This window comes from Streptococcus salivarius, from assembly GCF_009738225.1.
Taxonomy (GTDB): Bacteria; Bacillota; Bacilli; order Lactobacillales; family Streptococcaceae; genus Streptococcus.
This window is the reverse complement of record NZ_CP018187.1, coordinates 472,435-490,068: the sequence shown is the minus strand read 5'-3', so window position 1 is coordinate 490,068 and position 17,634 is coordinate 472,435. Positions and strand designations below refer to the sequence as shown.

Sequence of the window (17,634 nt, the reverse complement as noted above, 5' to 3'; positions counted from 1 at the left end):
ACCTCATTAGTAGCCCATAGCTTTAGCTTTAGCTACTACATCCTCAATTGGACCTACGCTACGGAAGGCATCTTCTGGAAGATTGTCATATTTACCTTCAAGGATTTCTTTAAAGCTACGAACGGTTTCAGCAACTGGAACATAAGAACCTGGTTGACCTGTAAACTGTTCAGCAACGTTAAAGTTTTGTGACAAGAAGAATTGGATACGACGAGCACGTCCAACCAATGTTTTTTCTTCGTCTGACAATTCATCCATACCAAGGATAGCGATAATATCTTGCAATTCACGGTAACGTTGAAGCACACGTTGAACTTCAGTCGCAACAGCATAGTGTTCTTCACCAACAATTTCAGGTGAAAGGGCACGTGAGCTTGATGCCAATGGGTCAACGGCTGGGTAAATACCCATTTGTGTCAACTTACGTTCAAGGTTGGTTGTTGAATCCAAGTGAGCAAATGCTGTAGCTGGCGCTGGGTCAGTATAGTCATCGGCTGGAACGTAGATGGCTTGGATTGATGTAACAGAACCTTTTTTAGTTGATGTGATACGTTCTTGCAATTGACCCATTTCAGTAGCAAGTGTAGGTTGGTAACCAACGGCTGATGGCATACGACCAAGAAGGGCAGAAACCTCAGAACCTGCTTGAGTGAAACGGAAGATGTTATCGATGAAGAGAAGCACGTCTTGACCTTCGACATCACGGAAGTATTCCGCAATTGTCAAACCAGTAAGAGCAACACGCATACGTGCTCCAGGTGGTTCGTTCATTTGACCGAAGACCATGGCTGTTTTCTCAATAACGCCAGATTCTTTCATTTCCCAGTAAAGGTCATTACCTTCACGTGTACGTTCACCAACACCTGTAAACACGGAAATACCACCGTGCTCTTGGGCAATGTTGTGAATCAACTCTTGAATAAGAACGGTTTTACCAACACCGGCACCACCAAAGAGTCCGACTTTACCACCTTTAAGGTAAGGGGCAAGCAAGTCGATAACTTTAATCCCTGTTTCAAGGATTTCAGTAGATGTTGACAATTCATCGAAAGTTGGTGCTTTTTTGTGAATTGGTTCACGCTCTGCATCTTCTGCAAAAGGTGCTTCCAAGTCAATGGTATCACCAAGAACGTTAAAGACACGTCCAAGGGTATCTTTACCAACAGGAACGCTGATTGGACGACCAGTGTCCAGAACTTCTAGTCCACGAGTCAATCCATCAGTAGATTCCATGGCAATGGTACGAACCACACCTTCTCCAAGTTCAAGAGCTACTTCGAGCACGATACGTTTAGACTTTTGTTCATCAGTATAAACGACCAATGCATTGTTAATCTCAGGGAGTTTATCACCGGCTGCAAACGCTACGTCTACAACAGGACCAACAACCTGAGCAATTTTGCCTGAGCTCATTGTTTTCTCCTTATGATAGTTTTTTGGATGACAATCATCCCTTTTTCATGTGTGTCTAATTAAGACAAATCTCTAGCTATTCAAGTGCACTTGCACCACCAACAATTTCAGTAATTTCCTGAGTGATGGCAGCTTGACGCGCACGGTTATATTGGATTGTCAAATCGTTAATCACATTCTTAGCATTATCAGTGGCTGTCTGCATTGCAGTCATACCCGCTGCGTGCTCAGCTGTTTTGGCATCTACGATAGCACCGTAGATAAGACTCTCCGCATATTGTGGTAAGAGTTGATCCAAAATAGTGTCACGATCTGGTTCCAATTCAAACTTGGTCAACACATGACCTTCTGATTCATTGGGATCCAAATCAGCGATAGGAAGCATTTGTTCCACACGAACTTCGCTAGACAAACTGTTAACATGGTGGTTATAGCACACATAGAGTTCATCAAAAAGTTCATTTTGATACATTCCTACAGCTTTAGAAATGATTTTTCCGACTTGTTCAAAACTAGGTTGATCTTCAAGGCCACGAAGTTCAAAAGCAACATTCATGTTACGAGCCTTGAAGAAATCTGAACCTGTTCCACCAATAGAAATGATAGCATATTCATCTTCAGAATCATGGTCACGTTTAATCATGTCCAACACAGCTTTAAGAATTGTTGAGTTATAACCTCCAACAAGTCCTTTATCTGAAGTAATGACAATGTAACCTGTCTTACGAACTGGGCGTGCATCCAACATTGGATTTGACGAACCATTAATCAATTCTGAATGTAGAAGATCTGTTGTGATCTGTCTAATTTTTGAGGCATAGATTTGGAAATCTTTAGCAGCTTGCTCAGAACGTGTCAATTTTGAGGCAGAAACCATTTGCATGGCTCCTGTGATTTGACTCGTTTTCTTAGTTGAAGCAATTTTTGCTTGGATTTCTCTTAGAGAGCCTGCCATATGCTGTCCTCCCTATTTCTATTTGTATTCTGACTGATCTTTGAAAGCTTGGATAGCTTCATTAAGTACAGATTCCTCAGGAAGATCCTTAGTTGTACGAATAGTTTCAAAGATATCCTCATGGTGACTATCAAAGTAGTCATAGAGTGCTTCTTCAAAATCCAAGATTTGATCAACCGGAACACTATCCAAGAAACCGTGTGTCAAAGCGTAAAGGATAACAACTTGTTTCTCAACTGGAAGTGGTTTATGAAGCGGTTGTTTCAAAACTTCGATTGTACGACGACCACGGTTCAATTTCGCTTGAGTCGCAGCATCCAAATCTGAACCAAATTGCGTAAAGGCTTCAAGTTCACGATATGAAGCCAAGTCAAGACGAAGTGTACCAGCAACCTTCTTCATCGCTTTAATTTGTGCTGATCCACCTACACGTGATACGGAAGAACCCGCATCAATGGCTGGACGAATACCTGAGTTAAACAAGTTTTCTTGCAAGAAGATTTGTCCATCTGTGATTGAGATAACGTTTGTTGCGATATAAGCTGAGATATCTCCGGCTTGCGTTTGGATGATTGGCAAGGCAGTAATTGAACCACCACCAAGATCATCTGAAACTTTAGCTGAACGTTCCAAAAGACGTGAGTGGAGATAGAAGACATCCCCTGGGTAGGCTTCACGACCTGGTGGACGACGGAGAAGCAATGAAAGTTCACGGTAGGCCACGGCTTGTTTAGACAAATCATCATAAACAATCAAGACGTGTTTTCCGTTATACATGAACTCTTCAGCCATTGCAACACCAGCGTAAGGTGCGATGTAAAGCAATGGTGATGGTTGTGATGCTGAGGCAGTCACAACGATTGTGTAATCAAGAGCACCATGTTTACGGAGAGTTTCTACTTGTGTACGAACTGTTGATTCTTTTTGACCAATAGCCACATAGATACAGATCATATCTTGACCTTTTTGGTTCAAGATTGCATCAATGGCTACTGAAGTTTTACCAGTTTGGCGGTCTCCGATGACCAACTCACGTTGACCACGTCCAATTGGAACCAAGGCATCAATCGCCTTAAGACCAGTTTGCAATGGCTCAGAAACTGATTTACGTTGCATAACACCTGGAGCAGGCGTTTCAACTGGACGGAAACCTGTTGTTTCGATGTCACCAAGACCATCAACTGGTTGCCCAAGTGGGTTTACTACACGACCAATAAGGGCTTCACCAACTGGAACTTCCATGATTTTTCCAGTACGTTTAACAATATCGCCTTCACGAATTGCTACGAAATCCCCCAAGATAATGATACCGACATCATTAGTTTCAAGGTTTTGGGCCATACCATAGGCACCATTTTCAAATTCGAGCAACTCACCACTCATGGCATTATCAAGACCACGAGCACGTGCGATACCGTCACCGATATAGGTAACGACACCAGTTTCAGTGACGTCAAAGTTTGGCTGGAAGTTTTCAATTTGCTTTTTAATTAAAGCGCTAATTTCTTGTGCGTTAATTGCCAAAAGTCACACCACTTTCTATTTCAAATTCGTTTTAAAGGTTTGCAATTGACTGCGAATTGACGTGTCAACAACCTTATTTTTTGCTTTGATGACGAATCCTCCGATGAGGTCCTCATCAATTTTTTCTACTAAACGACGTGTCTTAATCTCAAATTTTTGTGAAACAATCGCCAAAAGTCGGGCTTTTTGTTCCTCAGACAAGGGACTTGCTGATGTCACTGTAACATCGTAAGTATTGTCTTCTTGATCAAAGAGCTCAAGGACCAATTTCAACACATCATAGAGAATGTTGGCACGGTCATTGAGTAAGATTACCTCAAGAAAATTGTTCATATACACTGAACAAGACTCTTGAAACAAGCTCAAACTTTCTTTTTTAGCTTCACTTGTCACATTTTCCTGCGACAAGAAGGTTTTTAGATTTGTTTCAGCAAAAACTGCTAGGATTTGCCTTACTTCTTCTTGGATTGTTGACACGGCGTCTTGTTCAAAAGCGACTTCTACCAGGCTTCTGGCATACTGCTCAACAAGAGCTTGTGTTTTCTTATCCATTAAGCATCTCCTAATTGATCAAGATAGCTATCAATCAAGTCAGATTGCGCTTTTGCATCAAGGCTTTGTTTCATAACTTTTTCTGCCAAGAGGACAGTTAAGTCTGCAACTTCACCTTTAACGCCAGCAAGTGCTTCCACACGGCTTTGGGCGATGTCTTGATTTGCTTTTTCTTTCAAGCGTTTAGCTTCATCATGTGCTTCTGCAATGATTTTTGATTCTTGAGTTTTACCAGTTTCCTTGGCCCCATCAATAATTTGAGCTGCCTCAGTGCGAGCACCTGCTAACTCATCTTGACGTTTTTGTGCCAAGCTTTCTGCTTCTTGACGAGCATTTTCAGCACTATCAATATCTGTGGCAATTTTCTTTTCACGAGCAGCAAAGATTCCTGTAATTTGATCCCATGCGAATTTACGGATGAGGTAATACAAGAGAAAAACTGAGCCGAGTGTGATAATGATATTACCAAGTGTCGTACTATTAATCAGTAATGACATTTCATTTCTCCCTTTCTTAATTATTCTTCGTTGACTTTATCACCAATATAGTTTGAACTTAGGATAATAAAGACATAGGCTTGGATAAAGCCGATAAAGGCTGAAAAGGCAACCCAGACAAGGTTCAAAGCAAAGGATACAGGTGCTGCAAAGGCAGACCATGTTACCAATTGAAGAATCAAGCCAGTAAGTACCTCACCAGAATAAATGTTACCAAACAAACGCAAGGCCAATGAAGCAAGGTTTGTTAATTGTTCCAAAATGTTCATTGGGAGCATAGCTGGGTATGGTGAAAGGTAGCCCTTTAGATAGCCTTTAAACCCTTTTTTACGGATCCCCTCAATATGACTAATGAGGGTAATAATCAAAGAAAGAGTGATAGTAACACCGAAGTTCGATGTTGGAGAAGTCCAAAAATTGTAATGCTCACTTTTTACAGACACAAGCAAACCTAAGTTGTTTGCTGTAAAAACAAAGGTGAAAATTACAAACAAGAGCAAACTATAATTCTTCGTGAATTTCCCAAGATTTTGAGAAATGGTACTGTTCACAAACTCATAGATGAACTCAAGCACATTTTGTTTTCCCTTTGGTTTAATGGTCATCTTACGACTTGACCAGAAAACCACTCCAAAAACGATAATTACTGTCAAGAGAGACATGGCAAGGACAGTCAAGTCAAAATCAATCCCAAATAATGAGACGGTTGGATTACTTGTAGTTTCCACTGCTCATCCCTCCTTCATCTTTTATTTGTCTATTAGACAATGTAGCTAAGGGCAAACAATACGAAGAAGGTACCTTCGATAAAGGCAACACCAGTAAACATCAATGTTTGAAGTTTGCTAAACATCTCAGGTTGGCGAGCTGCAGCTTTAGCGATATTGGCAACGAGGATACCCTCACCAACAGATACACCCATAACGGCCAAACCGAGGGCTAAGATAGTTAGATTCATAGTAGAATTCTCCTTTTTAATTATTTTTACCCTGCTATTTTAGTCCTATTTTCCACGAAAGTCAATGAATTGACGGTTTTTTAGACGTTTTCACTGACTTTGCCTAACGTTTTCATTTTACTTACACAAGCGTTTACTTTTAATGAAAAACTTTCTGCTTATTTCAAAAAAAACAAGCCTAACTATGGTAGGTTAGACTTGTTTGGGAGATTTATGAAAAAAAGAAAGTTTCACTCTCTGACTCAGTGTCAGAGGTCGTGAGTTCTACTGAACCATATTCAGCAATACTTATTAGGATGGTCATAGTATAGCTTGGGTTGCTTAAAGAAAGCTGAAGGGGAGCGTTTTTGCTCCACTTTCTCTTTAGAAAGTCCTACTGACTCCAAAAGTAGAAAATACTACTCCGACACTTTTTAATATTAGTATCGCTCCATATCAAATGTTTACTTTATCAATAATTACCATTGACGTGGCTACTCTCCTTGGATAAAACAAACACTAACATTATCAGATATTAAACGACTTACCCAACCTTTATTTCATATTCCAAGAATAATAATATCACCTCATAGAGACTTTGTATTTTTCATAAAATGACGTGTACAAAACGGTAACTCGTCCAATTTAACAACTTCTTTTGTCCTAAATCTTCTTCTATCATACAAAACACATGACCCGATGCTATCTTCCTTTCGTTATCAACGATAGAATCTGGAACCTCACTGTACCTAGTTTTATATTAATGTAAGATTACTAGACTTTAGCATTCTCTGACTATAGTCACTTTGAAATATAGATAGTTTGAAGCATCTGGATTTATTTTTGTTATAATAACTTATATAACTATTTTACTTGTAATCGAAAGGAAATAAAATGAGTCTTACAATTTTGAAAGAGGATGAGTTTACATCTTTCATAGAAAAATGTAAAGAACATTCGTTCATGCAAACAGTATCAATGTCTAATCTCCTAAAAAAAAGAGGATTCGAGACTAAATATCTAGGTTGGAAAAGCAATAATGAAATTACCGTTGCCGCTATTGCTTTCATGAAGCATTTGACTGGAGGAGTCCGAATAGAAATTAATAGTGGTCCATCGTATACAAATGAATCCGATTTAAAGAGTTTTTACCATGAATTACAACTTTTTGCTAAGAAACAGGGAGCTTTAGAATTGGTTGTAAAGCCAGATGACATTTATCAGACATTTGAAATTGATGGAAAGCCTATTGAACCTGAGAAAACAGAACTAATTTCTACACTAACAGATCTTGGCTACAAATTTGATGGTTTACAGGTAGGCTATCCTGAAGGGGAGCCAACTTGGCATTATTTGAAAAACCTTGAGGGCTTTGATGAAAAATCTTTATTAAAATCATTTAACAAAAATAGCATCAGAAACATCAAAACTGCTCTCGACTATAATGTTATTGTTCGCAAAATAAATAAAGGAGAAATTCCAGAATTCAAAAAGATTATAGAAGAAACCGGAAGAAGGCAAGGATTTGAAGATAAAAGTTTAGATTATTATACAGATTTATATGATGCATTTGGTGATAACGCTGATTTCTTGGTAGCAGAGTTAGATTTTGAAAAAAGCTTAGATCACATAAATAGTAAACTTACCTCACTGAACCCTAAGAGCAAACAGTATGAGCAACAAGCTCAAAAATTGAATAAACAAAAACAGATCATTTCAGAGCTCAAACAAAAAATTAATACAGAGAAGATACTTCTTGCCTGTGCTTTAATACTATATACGAAAGATCAGGCCACATATCTCTTTGGAGGTTCCTACACAGAATTTCAAAAATTCTCTGCTGCTTTCTTAATTCAGTATCATGCCATGAATTGCACTTTAAGAAGAAATATTATGAGTTATAATTTCCTTGGAATCACAGGTGTGTTTGACGGCTCTGATGGAGTTCTACGATTTAAACAAAACTTTAACGGTTATATTGTTCGTAAGATGGGAACCTTCCGCTATTACCCACAACCTTTAAAATACAAACTTATTCAAGGACTTAAAAAGCTTCTTAGACGTTCTTAGTTAAAAAATACTGTTTACTATTCACTGCTTGAAATAAACGCAGGCTTTTGTTAGAGCCACTGAAAAAGTCATCATATGATGACTTTTTTGTTATATTTAAATTACGATACATCACAAGAATTTTTTTGAGAAGCACCACAGTTGACAAAGAGCTTAAAAAACACGGCCTTCTACCGTGTCTCTTTCTTTATTTCACCAGTTTCTTTATTTAACCAATTTCTTCATTTCTTCAATACGTACGACTGTCGCATCGTATTTAGCTTGGTAATCTTCTTGTTTGTCGCGTTCTTTTTGGACGACTTCTGGTTTGGCATTGGCTACGAAGCGTTCGTTAGAAAGCTTCTTACCGACCATATCCAGTTCTTTTTGCCATTTGGCTAATTCTTTTTCAAGACGAGCCAATTCTTCTTCGACATTAAGAAGGTCAGCGAGTGGTAAATAGATTTCTGCGCCTGTGATGATGCTTGACATAACCAAGTCAGGCACTTCGACATCTGCTGCAATTTCCAAGTGTTCTGGGTTTGTGAAGCGTTTGATGTAGTTGACATTATCATTAAAGAAAGCATCGAGCTTACTGTCGCTTGTCTTGATCAAGATAGTGATTGGCTTGCTTGGTGCTACGTTCACTTCTGCACGTGAGTTACGTACTGAGCGAATCACGTCTTTAAGAGATTCAACGCCAGCTGCAGCTTCTTCATTTTCAAACTCTGGACGAACCACTGGGTATTCCGCAGTCACAATCGTTTCTTCAGAGATTTGACCGTAGATTTCCTCAGTCACGAATGGCATGATTGGGTGAAGGAGACGCAAGATTTGATCCAAGGTGTAAAGAAGAACCGAACGAGTGATGACTTTTTCGTCCTCATTGTCGCTGTAAAGCACTTCCTTAGTCAACTCAACATACCAGTCCGCAAACTCATCCCAGATGAAGTTGTAGAGGATGTGACCAGCCACACCAAATTCGAACTTGTCAAAGTTCTCAGTAACTTTTCCAATGGTTTCATTGAGGTTGTGGAGAATCCAACGGTCTGTGACATTACCTGCTTGACCAGCAGCCACTTTAGCTACATTTTCACGCGCTACATCCAAGGTCAATCCTTCATTGTTCATGAGGATGTAACGAGAGATGTTCCAAATCTTGTTAATGAAGTTCCAAGACGCATCCATTTTCTCGTAAGAGAAACGCACGTCTTGACCTGGTGCAGAACCGTTTGAAAGGAACCAACGGAGGGCATCAGCACCGTATTTCTCAATAACATCCATGGGGTCAATACCGTTACCGAGTGACTTAGACATCTTACGTCCTTGCTCGTCACGGATAAGACCGTGGATAAGGACATTCTTAAATGGTTGACGTCCTGTGAATTCCAATGATTGGAAGATCATACGAGACACCCAGAAGAAGATGATATCGTAACCTGTTACCAAGGTTGACGTTGGGAAGTAACGTTTGAAGTCTTCTGCTTCCACATCAGGCCAACCCATAGTTGAGAATGGCCAGAGGGCAGAACTGAACCAAGTATCCAATACATCTTCGTCTTGTTTCCATCCGTCACCTTCTGGTGCTTCTTCGCCAACGTACATTTCACCCTCAGCATTGTACCAAGCAGGGATTTGGTGACCCCACCAGAGCTGACGAGAGATTACCCAGTCGTGAATATTTTCCATCCATTGAAGGAAGGTATCGTTGAAACGAGGTGGGTAGAAATCAACCTTATCATCTGTGTCTTGGTTGGCAATGGCATTTTTCGCCAATTGATCCATCTTAACGAACCATTGTGTAGACAAACGTGGCTCAACGGGCACACCTGTACGCTCTGAGTGACCAACTGAGTGAGTCATTTTCTCAATTTCGACAAGGGCACCGATTTCTTCCAATTTCTTAACAACAGCCTTACGTGCTTCAAAGCGGTCCATACCGTTGAATTCGCCAGCCAATTCATTCATAGTACCATCATCGTTCATAACGTTGACTTGTGGCAAATTATGACGTTGACCAACCAAGAAGTCATTAGGGTCATGGGCAGGTGTGATTTTAACCACACCGGTACCAAACTCAGGGTCTGCGTGTTCGTCCCCAACGATTGGGATTGGCTTGTTCAAGATTGGTAAGATAACATTTTTACCAATCAAGTCTTTATAACGGTCATCATTTGGGTTAACCGCTACGGCAGTATCCCCAAACATAGTCTCAGGACGAGTTGTTGCTACTTCAAGGGCACGTGAACCGTCTTCCAACATGTAGTTCATGTGGTAGAAGGCACCTTCAACATCCTTGTGAATAACCTCGATATCAGAAAGGGCTGTACGAGCTTTTGGATCCCAGTTGATGATAAATTCACCACGGTAAATCCACCCTTTCTTATAAAGCTCTACAAAGACTTTACGAACCGCTTTTGAAAGACCTTCATCAAGAGTGAAACGCTCACGAGAGTAGTCTACAGAGAGACCCATCTTACCCCATTGTTGCTTGATAGTTGAGGCATACTCATCTTTCCATTCCCAGACTTTATCGAGGAATTTTTCACGACCAAGGTCATAACGAGAGATGCCGTCTTCAGCCAAACGCGCTTCAACCTTGGCTTGAGTAGCAATACCTGCGTGGTCCATACCTGGAAGCCAAAGTGTATCGAAACCTTGCATACGTTTTTGGCGGATAATGATATCTTGCAAAGTTGTATCCCAAGCGTGACCAAGGTGAAGTTTACCAGTTACGTTTGGTGGTGGAATGACGATTGAATAAGGCTTAGCCTTTTTATCGCCTGAAGGCTTGAAAACATCCTCATCAAGCCATTTTTGGTAACGACCAGCCTCAACCTCGGCTGGATTGTATTTAGGTGAAAGTTCTTTAGACATGTGTGTTCTCCTCTATTTCATTGATATTTTATAAAAATTAATTATATTAATCAATCTATCTAATCTTGATTTCATACCAATCCATAAAATAAATCTTCCAAATTTACTATTTGAAGAGTTGTCCTTCGAAAAGGCAAAATAGACACGTAGAAAAAGATAAATAATTGATAAAAATACTATTAAACCTGTTAACGAATATATTCTTGGGACACTCCTTTCATAAAATGTCATACATTCTTTTTCAAAAAATGAAGAAATAATTAGTGAAATATAAAATATTATAGTAGCAATGGTCGCAAATAATCTATTTCTTTGCCATATGTATTCTAATTTTGTAGGAATTCTCGTAATGTCTTTGCCATTTCGAAGGAATCTGATGAAATCTTTTGAATTAATATAATGCCACAGTGCTAGTAGCCCCGTTACAGCAGCCCACCATTTAACATCAAAAGCACCTATAAACACAACTAAAAAATATATTAAGAATAAAAATATTGTTATAAATTTTATAAATTTTAAAAAATTCAAACCTAAAACTATTGCCATAACAGACAACAACAATTTATATATAATAATGTTTTGATACATTATTCCAAGGAGTTTTATCGTCTCAGTAGTAATTAAAAAAGACAATATTTGTGAAATTCCTATTTGTATAAAAATATATGGGAAAAGCTGTATAAACTCTCTAATAATCAATATAATTTTTACATAATTATTATTTCGATCTAGCTGATTTGTTTGAAAACAACTCCTTATATATAAACAAGAAACAATAACAAGAAGAAACAGTGATATATTTGCTACAATTGTACCTTTCCCCAAAAAAGCAATCATTACTAAAAATATCATTATTAAAATAAGTTTAATGAAAATATCATCGAGGAATCTTTTAAACATAAAAACTCCAATCTAGTCTTTTAATAATTTCATATCCCATTCACTCTTCAGCAAGCCGTATCTCAAATCATCACAACGATTGCCTTGGGCATCTTTACGGTCACGGATACGAGCTTCAAGGGTGAAGCCAAGTTTCTCAGCGACTCGTTGACTTTGAAGGTTGTAACCAAAGCAAGACAATTCTATCTTGTGTAGGTTTAGTTCTGTAAAAGCTAAATCAATCAAAGCACGCGCTGCTTCTGGCACATAGCCTCGACCCCAATAGTCTGGGTGCAAAGTATAGCCAATTTCAAGCACATCATCTTCGTGGCGATGGTTGAAGTCAACAGAGCCAATAACCTTATCGGTTCCTTTGACCACAATGCCATAACCAGCTGGAAGGTTGTCCTTTTCATTGCGATTGGGAAGGATATGCTCTAGGTAATAGATTTCGTCTTCCAAGGTCTTAACGGGTGGAAAGCCTGCTGGGTAAGAAACTTCTGGAAGACTAGCGTAAGCATGGATATCTTCTGCATCCGCCACTGTTCGGACTCGTAAAAGAAGACGCTCCGTTTCGATTCGTTCTGGCAATTCAGCTCTTGCCATACTTCTTCCTCGCTTTCTTGATGAAGCTTCCCATGGGATTGACTCGGTCATCTAGATAACGATAAACACGCTGATGGCCGTCCCCCATAAAGTAAGTCGGCGCAAAACGGTCATTTTTTAAATGTCCCTTGTCATCTAACAAATCAGATTCAGCCAGGCGATCTACAATCTTAGCGAAAATATGACAGATACCATCTTCCTCAATAATTCTGTCTACCTTACAATCCAAAACGACTGGACAAGCATCCAAAATAGGTGCTTGTGTCAGCTTAGAAGGTTGGAAATCTATGCCAAGTTTAGCAATCTTTTCACGATGACTAATAAAACCAGCCTGTTCCATCTCAAGCATGAGGTTTTCATCAGGAATATTCACTGTGAACTTCTGATAATGCTTAATCTGGTCTGCCGCATTTTCCTCGCTACCGACCCCTATAACAAGCCAATCTCCTAGACTATAGGAAGAACTACAAGTCGTCACATTATAACCATGTGCCTGGTCCTGGTAACCCAAGATAAAAATGGGAAAACCATAATACAATTTACTGGTCTCAAAAGATTGCTTCATGTCACCCTCCTTGGATAGGAACGTAGACCTCGCTTTCGCTCCGTCTGCATCAATATCTCTAAATCCACCTGCGACCTTCGGTCTTGGTTCTTTAAAAGATATAGAAAATCCCTGCCATAACTATGACAGGGACGAATGTGTATCCGCGGTACCACCCAGTTTTGAGTGGTAACCACTCACAGCTTTTTTGATTCAAATTGACCATCAGCAACCAGCTTTGACATTTGTGCGGATTTCTCAGTACCACCGCTTCCTGTGACAAATGGGCTTCAAAGCACCTCTGAATGGTCTTATTCTATCACATTTTTAATCTCAAGACAAATGAAATTGTGGGGAAGATGTTATCGCAAAAAGTCAGATTTCAGATTCCACCTTGAAACGTAAATACAATGCTTCACTTTTTATTTTCATAAGAAAAATCCCTGTCTGCCGACAAGGATTGTATCTTATTTTTCTTCCTTAGCTCTTTCTTCTTTTAGCCATTTTTCATAGCTTTCAAGTAGATTGATAGCCATTTGGGTTGCCAAGGCTAGTGAGAAGGCTTCTGTACCTTCGGTTGTTTCATCTTGAACTTCCAATTTACTTTCTTCGTAAATGGCTTTGAGAGCCTTATTGCTAAGCGTGTCTTTAAATGCCTGGAATTCTTTCATGGTCAAAGCCTCCTTGATTCTACGGCAACTTTTACAGCTACTGTTACCGTTTTCACTTTAAGTTTACACCATTTCAGAGAAATTGCAAGGATTTTCCTCAATAATAAGGAGAGCTTTTCACTCTATCTGCGACCTACTGAGCAGGAGTCGCAGCCCCTGTGAGATACTCAGTCGTATAGGCTACGATAGCTCCTGAATCCGCATTTACCGCGTATTTATAACGTAGACCGCTAGCAGCATAATCAAAGCTGATATTGTAGACTTTACCGTCTCCTTCAGTCTTCAAGTCCGTTTTCAAGTTGGTCACAGAACCTTCAGCTAGGCCAGCATGGTTAAGAGCTGTCGTTTGCGCAGCTTCTTTAGATACTGCTGTCTCTTCCTTGTTTTCGCTAGGTTGAGTCTCGTCTTTAGGCTCCTCACTTTTTTGAGTATCATCCTCATCCTTAGATGTTGGATGGTCACTCTTATGTTTCAAAATAGATCCTGACTGACCGTCAATCGTATACTCAAAATGGTTGTCTGACGTTGTGAAACTAATCTCATAACTTCCGTGAAGCCCAGAACGTGATTTTGAAACTGTTGATTGAGAAATCTCAGAAGTTTTGACACCTGCATTTTTATAAGCAATGTCTGCTGCATCTTGTTCTGACAAACGATAACCTGATCCGTTAAAGATAAACAGGCCTGCAGCGATGGCAACTGGGATAGCGAGCAAAAGCAGATAGCTCACTAGCTTTTTCATTTTTCGCATAAAATTCTCCGCTATTTTAATCTAATACTACTATTATATCTTAAAGTTCTAAAATTGTCAGATAAACTTGGCTCATTTTTGGTCGACATTATAAAAAGTTCCCGATGGCTATCAGGAACTTCTACGAAATGTTACTATTTGGCCAGTTACAAAGACTAGGATGGCTATCCATATAAGGAGGAAGCCTTTCAATTCTCCAAAGCTGACCGTCTCACCAAAAATGAGAATAGCTACGAGAAGTTGAATCGTAGGATTAAGATACTGGATGAAACCGATAAGGTTAAGCGGTGCCCTTTTGACTGCTTCCGAGAAGCAAAGTAAAGGAACAGCAGTCACCACACCTGAGATGGCTAGAAGAAACATCTCTAAGCTCGAATAGGAAGAAAATGCTTCTGGAGAAAAAAATATGAGATAGATAGCTACAAAAGGTAGTAGCAAACCACTTTCTACTAGCATGGCTACGTCACTGGAGAGCTTAACCCCTTTTTTGATGAGACCGTAAAAACCAAAGCTCAGGGCTAGCCCCAAAGAAACCATGGGAAGTTTTCCTGTATTGACAACAAGAACCAAGACCCCAATAAAAGCTAAGACTACTGCTACCCACATGGTTCTGCTTAGAGATTCACGAAGAAAAATAAGGGCAAACAGGATAGAAACAATAGGCATAATGTAATAACCCAGGCTAGCCTGCGTCGCTTGCCCATGACCCACAGCATAGATATAAATCAACCAGTTAGCTGCTATGAGAAAACTAGCAAGTAGCATGCGAAGTAAGACTTTCTTATCCTGCCAAAGTTCGACTAGCTCATCTTTAAAACGGGCATTTTGCTTAGCAACCAGGGCATAAACCAACATAGTCACTACAGTAAAAACAATTCGCCATGAAAAGGTGTTATAAGCCGAAACACCTGCTAAAAGCTTCCAAAAAAGGGATAAAAATCCCCATTGAATATAGGTTGCTAGACCAAAGAGTAGCCCTTGATTTTTTCTAGTCAACGACAACACCTGCTTTATCCACAGATAGGATGAAGGTTTCACCATCTAAACCAAGACCATCTATTGCAGTTTTAAGTGCCTCAGCCTGATTCTTTGGCGTCAAGGTCATAACTGTTGGGCCAGCGCCTGAGAGATAGGTCGCATAGGCACCGTATTGGCCTGACAACTCCTTAATAGTCGCAAATTCTTTAACCAGTTTTTGACGGTAGCGTTCGTGGAACATATCTCCTTGGATAGCACGTCCCGCCTTAACTAAATCACCTGCAAAGAGGGCAGCAATGGCAACGTTGGCAATAGATGATGCAGCTACAGCTTCTTTGTAAGACAAGTCACTTGGAAGCACCCCACGTGAATCAGACGTCTTGAGTTCATAGCTAGGAATGAAGGCTACAAAAGCACACTCTGGAAAATCTGTAACGATGCTATTAACATGTTCGTCCACATAAGATGCCACAACAAGATTCCCAAAAATAGCTGGAGCAACATTGTCCGGGTGACCTTCAATCTTGGTCGCAATATCAAGTTTATCATCGTCTGAGAGCTTCAAGTCTGCCAATTGATTGGCCAACTCGATTCCTGCGACAATAACAGAACTTGAAGAACCGAGACCACGCGCCAAGGGAATATCTGATGTCATCACTAATTTATGAGGCTGCAAATCAGACTTCACTTGCAAGGCAGTTGAAATGAGGAGGTTATTTTCATCTGAAGGAATATCTCCCAATTCATGTTCGATATACCATGCATCCGCTGGTTCAAGCACCTCGACTGTCAAATATTTAGAAACGGCAACACCCACAGAGTCAAAACCTGGACCAATATTGGCAGATGTTGCTGGAACAGTAATTTTCATAATAATACACCAAAAGGAGGAAAGCCATCAGCGACTTTTCTCCTTGAACACCTTTCTTATACGCACCAGTATGGGCTTATCAATTAGTTAGACAAAACTTTCAATGTATTGACAACAGTGAAGTCTTCTGCTGCTTCAAGTTTTTCAGTAACAGCTTTGAGTTGTGTCTTAGACATAGCATGCGTAATCACAACGATACGAGCTGTAGTACCATTTGCTTTTTGTTGCAAGACTTGCTCAAATGAAATATCTTCTGAGTTAAAGATTTCAGACAAGTGAAGGATTTTACCTTTTTCATCTGGCGTATCAAGGGCAAAGTAGTAGTTGCTCTTAACATCTGCTGGATTAGCCAATGGCAAGTCACGACGGAACTCGTTAAATGGTTTACCAACATTGCCATCTGAAAGACGACGAGCAATACGGATAATGTCTGCCAAAACAGATGTTGCTGTTGGTTTTTGACCAGCACCTGGACCGTAGTACATTGATTCTCCGATACCGATAGATTCAACAAAGACTGCATTCATGACATCGTTGACGCTAGCAAGTGGGTGATTTTTTGGCAAGAATGTTGGGGACACTTCTGCTGAGATACCTGATTCTACTTCACGCACATCACCAACCAATTTGATGACATAACCCAATTCTTGAGCGACAGCTACATCATCAGTAGAGATGTTTGTAATCCCCTTATGAGTCACATCGTCGAAATCAATTGTGGCACCAAAACCAAATTGACTAAGGATAACAGCTTTATAAGCAGCGTCAATACCTTCAACGTCGTTGGTTGGATCACTTTCAGCATAACCAAGTTCTTGGGCAGTCTTAAGAGCGTCCTCATATGACCAACCTTCGTCAACCATCTTAGTCATCATAAAGTTAGATGTTCCGTTAAGCACACCAAGGATACGTGTCACCTTGTCAGACGTCAAAGAGTTAGCCAAAGTACGCAAAATTGGAATACCACCAGCAACGGCAGCTTCATAGTAGAAAGCCACTCCCTTATCTTGGGCTAGAGAAATCAACTCTTTTCCATGAGTGGCAATCAAGTCTTTATTGGCAGAAACAACGTTTTTACCTGCTTCAAGTGCTTTTGTGATGAAGGTACGAGCTGGCTCGATACGACCCATCAATTCAACAACGATTTGAATCTCTTCATCGTTAAGGATTTCGTCAACATTTGTGACAAAATTGTAGTCGTTTCCGGCAGCGATAAGACGATTTTTTTCCTCGTCATCTTTAACCAAAACTTTGGCAATTTCGAGTTGGTCACGTGAGGCTGCAAGAACCTTTTCACCATTTTCCTTCAAGAGGAAAGGAATACCGCTAGCTACTGTACCAAAGCCAAGCAATCCAATTTTAATAGACATTTACGATTTCTCCTTAAAAACATACATTTTTTTAATTGTACCACATTTCTATCGGAATTGACAGAATATTGTTGCCATTTAAGGAGGCAAGTATTCTTTTTACTGAAAATTCTGTGCATTTCCATCCCATTTTTGTTAGAATAATAGCTAGACCTATTTG

Annotated in this window: 17 protein-coding genes; 1 reads left to right on the top strand and 16 read right to left on the bottom strand. The window is 39.8% G+C overall.

Annotation, left to right across the window (positions count from 1 at the left end):
- Positions 1 to 6: 6 nt before the first annotated feature.
- The 7 genes from atpD to BSR19_RS02480 form a co-directional block, all read right to left on the bottom strand.
- Positions 7 to 1,413 (bottom strand): F0F1 ATP synthase subunit beta, encoded by a 1,407-nt coding sequence (gene atpD / locus BSR19_RS02510; RefSeq protein WP_002890209.1) that lies wholly within the window; start codon positions 1,411 to 1,413, stop codon positions 7 to 9.
- A gap of 76 nt (positions 1,414 to 1,489) precedes the next feature.
- A complete protein-coding gene (locus tag BSR19_RS02505) occupies positions 1,490 to 2,368 on the bottom strand; it encodes a F0F1 ATP synthase subunit gamma (RefSeq protein WP_002886026.1) in 879 nt (292 codons plus the stop codon).
- A gap of 18 nt (positions 2,369 to 2,386) precedes the next feature.
- Positions 2,387 to 3,892 (bottom strand): F0F1 ATP synthase subunit alpha, encoded by a 1,506-nt coding sequence (atpA, locus tag BSR19_RS02500; protein WP_002885972.1) that lies wholly within the window; start codon positions 3,890 to 3,892, stop codon positions 2,387 to 2,389.
- Positions 3,893 to 3,907: 15 nt separating this feature from the next.
- Positions 3,908 to 4,444, bottom strand: a complete 537-nt coding sequence (locus BSR19_RS02495) for a F0F1 ATP synthase subunit delta (RefSeq protein ID WP_156246446.1) — start codon at positions 4,442 to 4,444, stop codon at positions 3,908 to 3,910.
- Positions 4,444 to 4,941 carry a F0F1 ATP synthase subunit B gene (atpF, locus tag BSR19_RS02490; protein ID WP_156246444.1) on the bottom strand — a complete coding sequence of 166 codons (498 nt, stop codon included), beginning with the start codon at positions 4,939 to 4,941 and terminating at the stop codon, positions 4,444 to 4,446. Before atpF ends, BSR19_RS02495 begins: the two co-directional genes overlap by 1 nt.
- Before the next feature lie 20 nt (positions 4,942 to 4,961).
- Positions 4,962 to 5,669 carry a F0F1 ATP synthase subunit A gene (gene atpB, locus BSR19_RS02485; protein ID WP_002890198.1) on the bottom strand — a complete coding sequence of 236 codons (708 nt, stop codon included), beginning with the start codon at positions 5,667 to 5,669 and terminating at the stop codon, positions 4,962 to 4,964.
- Between the two features lie 32 nt (positions 5,670 to 5,701).
- Entirely contained in the window at positions 5,702 to 5,899 is a 198-nt protein-coding gene (locus BSR19_RS02480) for a F0F1 ATP synthase subunit C (protein WP_002890193.1), read from the bottom strand.
- An 873-nt stretch (positions 5,900 to 6,772) separates the two neighbouring features.
- On the opposite strand from BSR19_RS02480, the gene BSR19_RS02475 reads away from it, so the two are divergent.
- Positions 6,773 to 7,948, top strand: coding sequence for a peptidoglycan bridge formation glycyltransferase FemA/FemB family protein (locus BSR19_RS02475; protein ID WP_060972516.1), 1,176 nt, complete (start codon positions 6,773 to 6,775; stop codon positions 7,946 to 7,948).
- Between the two features lie 204 nt (positions 7,949 to 8,152).
- Here BSR19_RS02475 and BSR19_RS02470 read toward each other — a convergent pair whose 3' ends face one another.
- The 9 genes from BSR19_RS02470 to BSR19_RS02430 all read right to left on the bottom strand — a co-directional run bounded on the left by BSR19_RS02470 (position 8,153) and on the right by BSR19_RS02430 (position 17,474).
- Entirely contained in the window at positions 8,153 to 10,804 is a 2,652-nt protein-coding gene (locus tag BSR19_RS02470) for a valine--tRNA ligase (protein ID WP_156246442.1), read from the bottom strand.
- Between the two features lie 12 nt (positions 10,805 to 10,816).
- Positions 10,817 to 11,704, bottom strand: coding sequence for a hypothetical protein (locus BSR19_RS02465; protein ID WP_156246437.1), 888 nt, complete (start codon positions 11,702 to 11,704; stop codon positions 10,817 to 10,819).
- 12 nt (positions 11,705 to 11,716) lie between these two features.
- Entirely contained in the window at positions 11,717 to 12,289 is a 573-nt protein-coding gene (locus tag BSR19_RS02460; RefSeq protein WP_156246435.1) for a GNAT family N-acetyltransferase, read from the bottom strand.
- The gene (locus BSR19_RS02455; RefSeq protein ID WP_156246433.1) at positions 12,276 to 12,854 is read right to left on the bottom strand and encodes a flavin reductase family protein; all 579 of its coding nucleotides are present in this window, start codon (positions 12,852 to 12,854) and stop codon (positions 12,276 to 12,278) included. The genes BSR19_RS02460 and BSR19_RS02455 overlap by 14 nt, the downstream gene beginning before the upstream one ends.
- A 446-nt stretch (positions 12,855 to 13,300) precedes the next feature.
- Positions 13,301 to 13,504 (bottom strand): hypothetical protein, encoded by a 204-nt coding sequence (locus tag BSR19_RS02450; protein WP_002886082.1) that lies wholly within the window; start codon positions 13,502 to 13,504, stop codon positions 13,301 to 13,303.
- 133 nt (positions 13,505 to 13,637) lie between these two features.
- Positions 13,638 to 14,255, bottom strand: coding sequence for a PepSY domain-containing protein (locus tag BSR19_RS02445; RefSeq protein WP_156246431.1), 618 nt, complete (start codon positions 14,253 to 14,255; stop codon positions 13,638 to 13,640).
- Between the two features lie 111 nt (positions 14,256 to 14,366).
- The gene (rarD, locus tag BSR19_RS02440) at positions 14,367 to 15,251 is read right to left on the bottom strand and encodes an EamA family transporter RarD (RefSeq protein WP_156246429.1); all 885 of its coding nucleotides are present in this window, start codon (positions 15,249 to 15,251) and stop codon (positions 14,367 to 14,369) included.
- A complete protein-coding gene (thrB, locus tag BSR19_RS02435) occupies positions 15,244 to 16,104 on the bottom strand; it encodes a homoserine kinase (protein ID WP_156246427.1) in 861 nt (286 codons plus the stop codon). Before thrB ends, rarD begins: the two co-directional genes overlap by 8 nt.
- Positions 16,105 to 16,187: 83 nt before the next feature.
- Entirely contained in the window at positions 16,188 to 17,474 is a 1,287-nt protein-coding gene (locus BSR19_RS02430; RefSeq protein WP_002890168.1) for a homoserine dehydrogenase, read from the bottom strand.
- Positions 17,475 to 17,634: the final 160 nt, after the last annotated feature.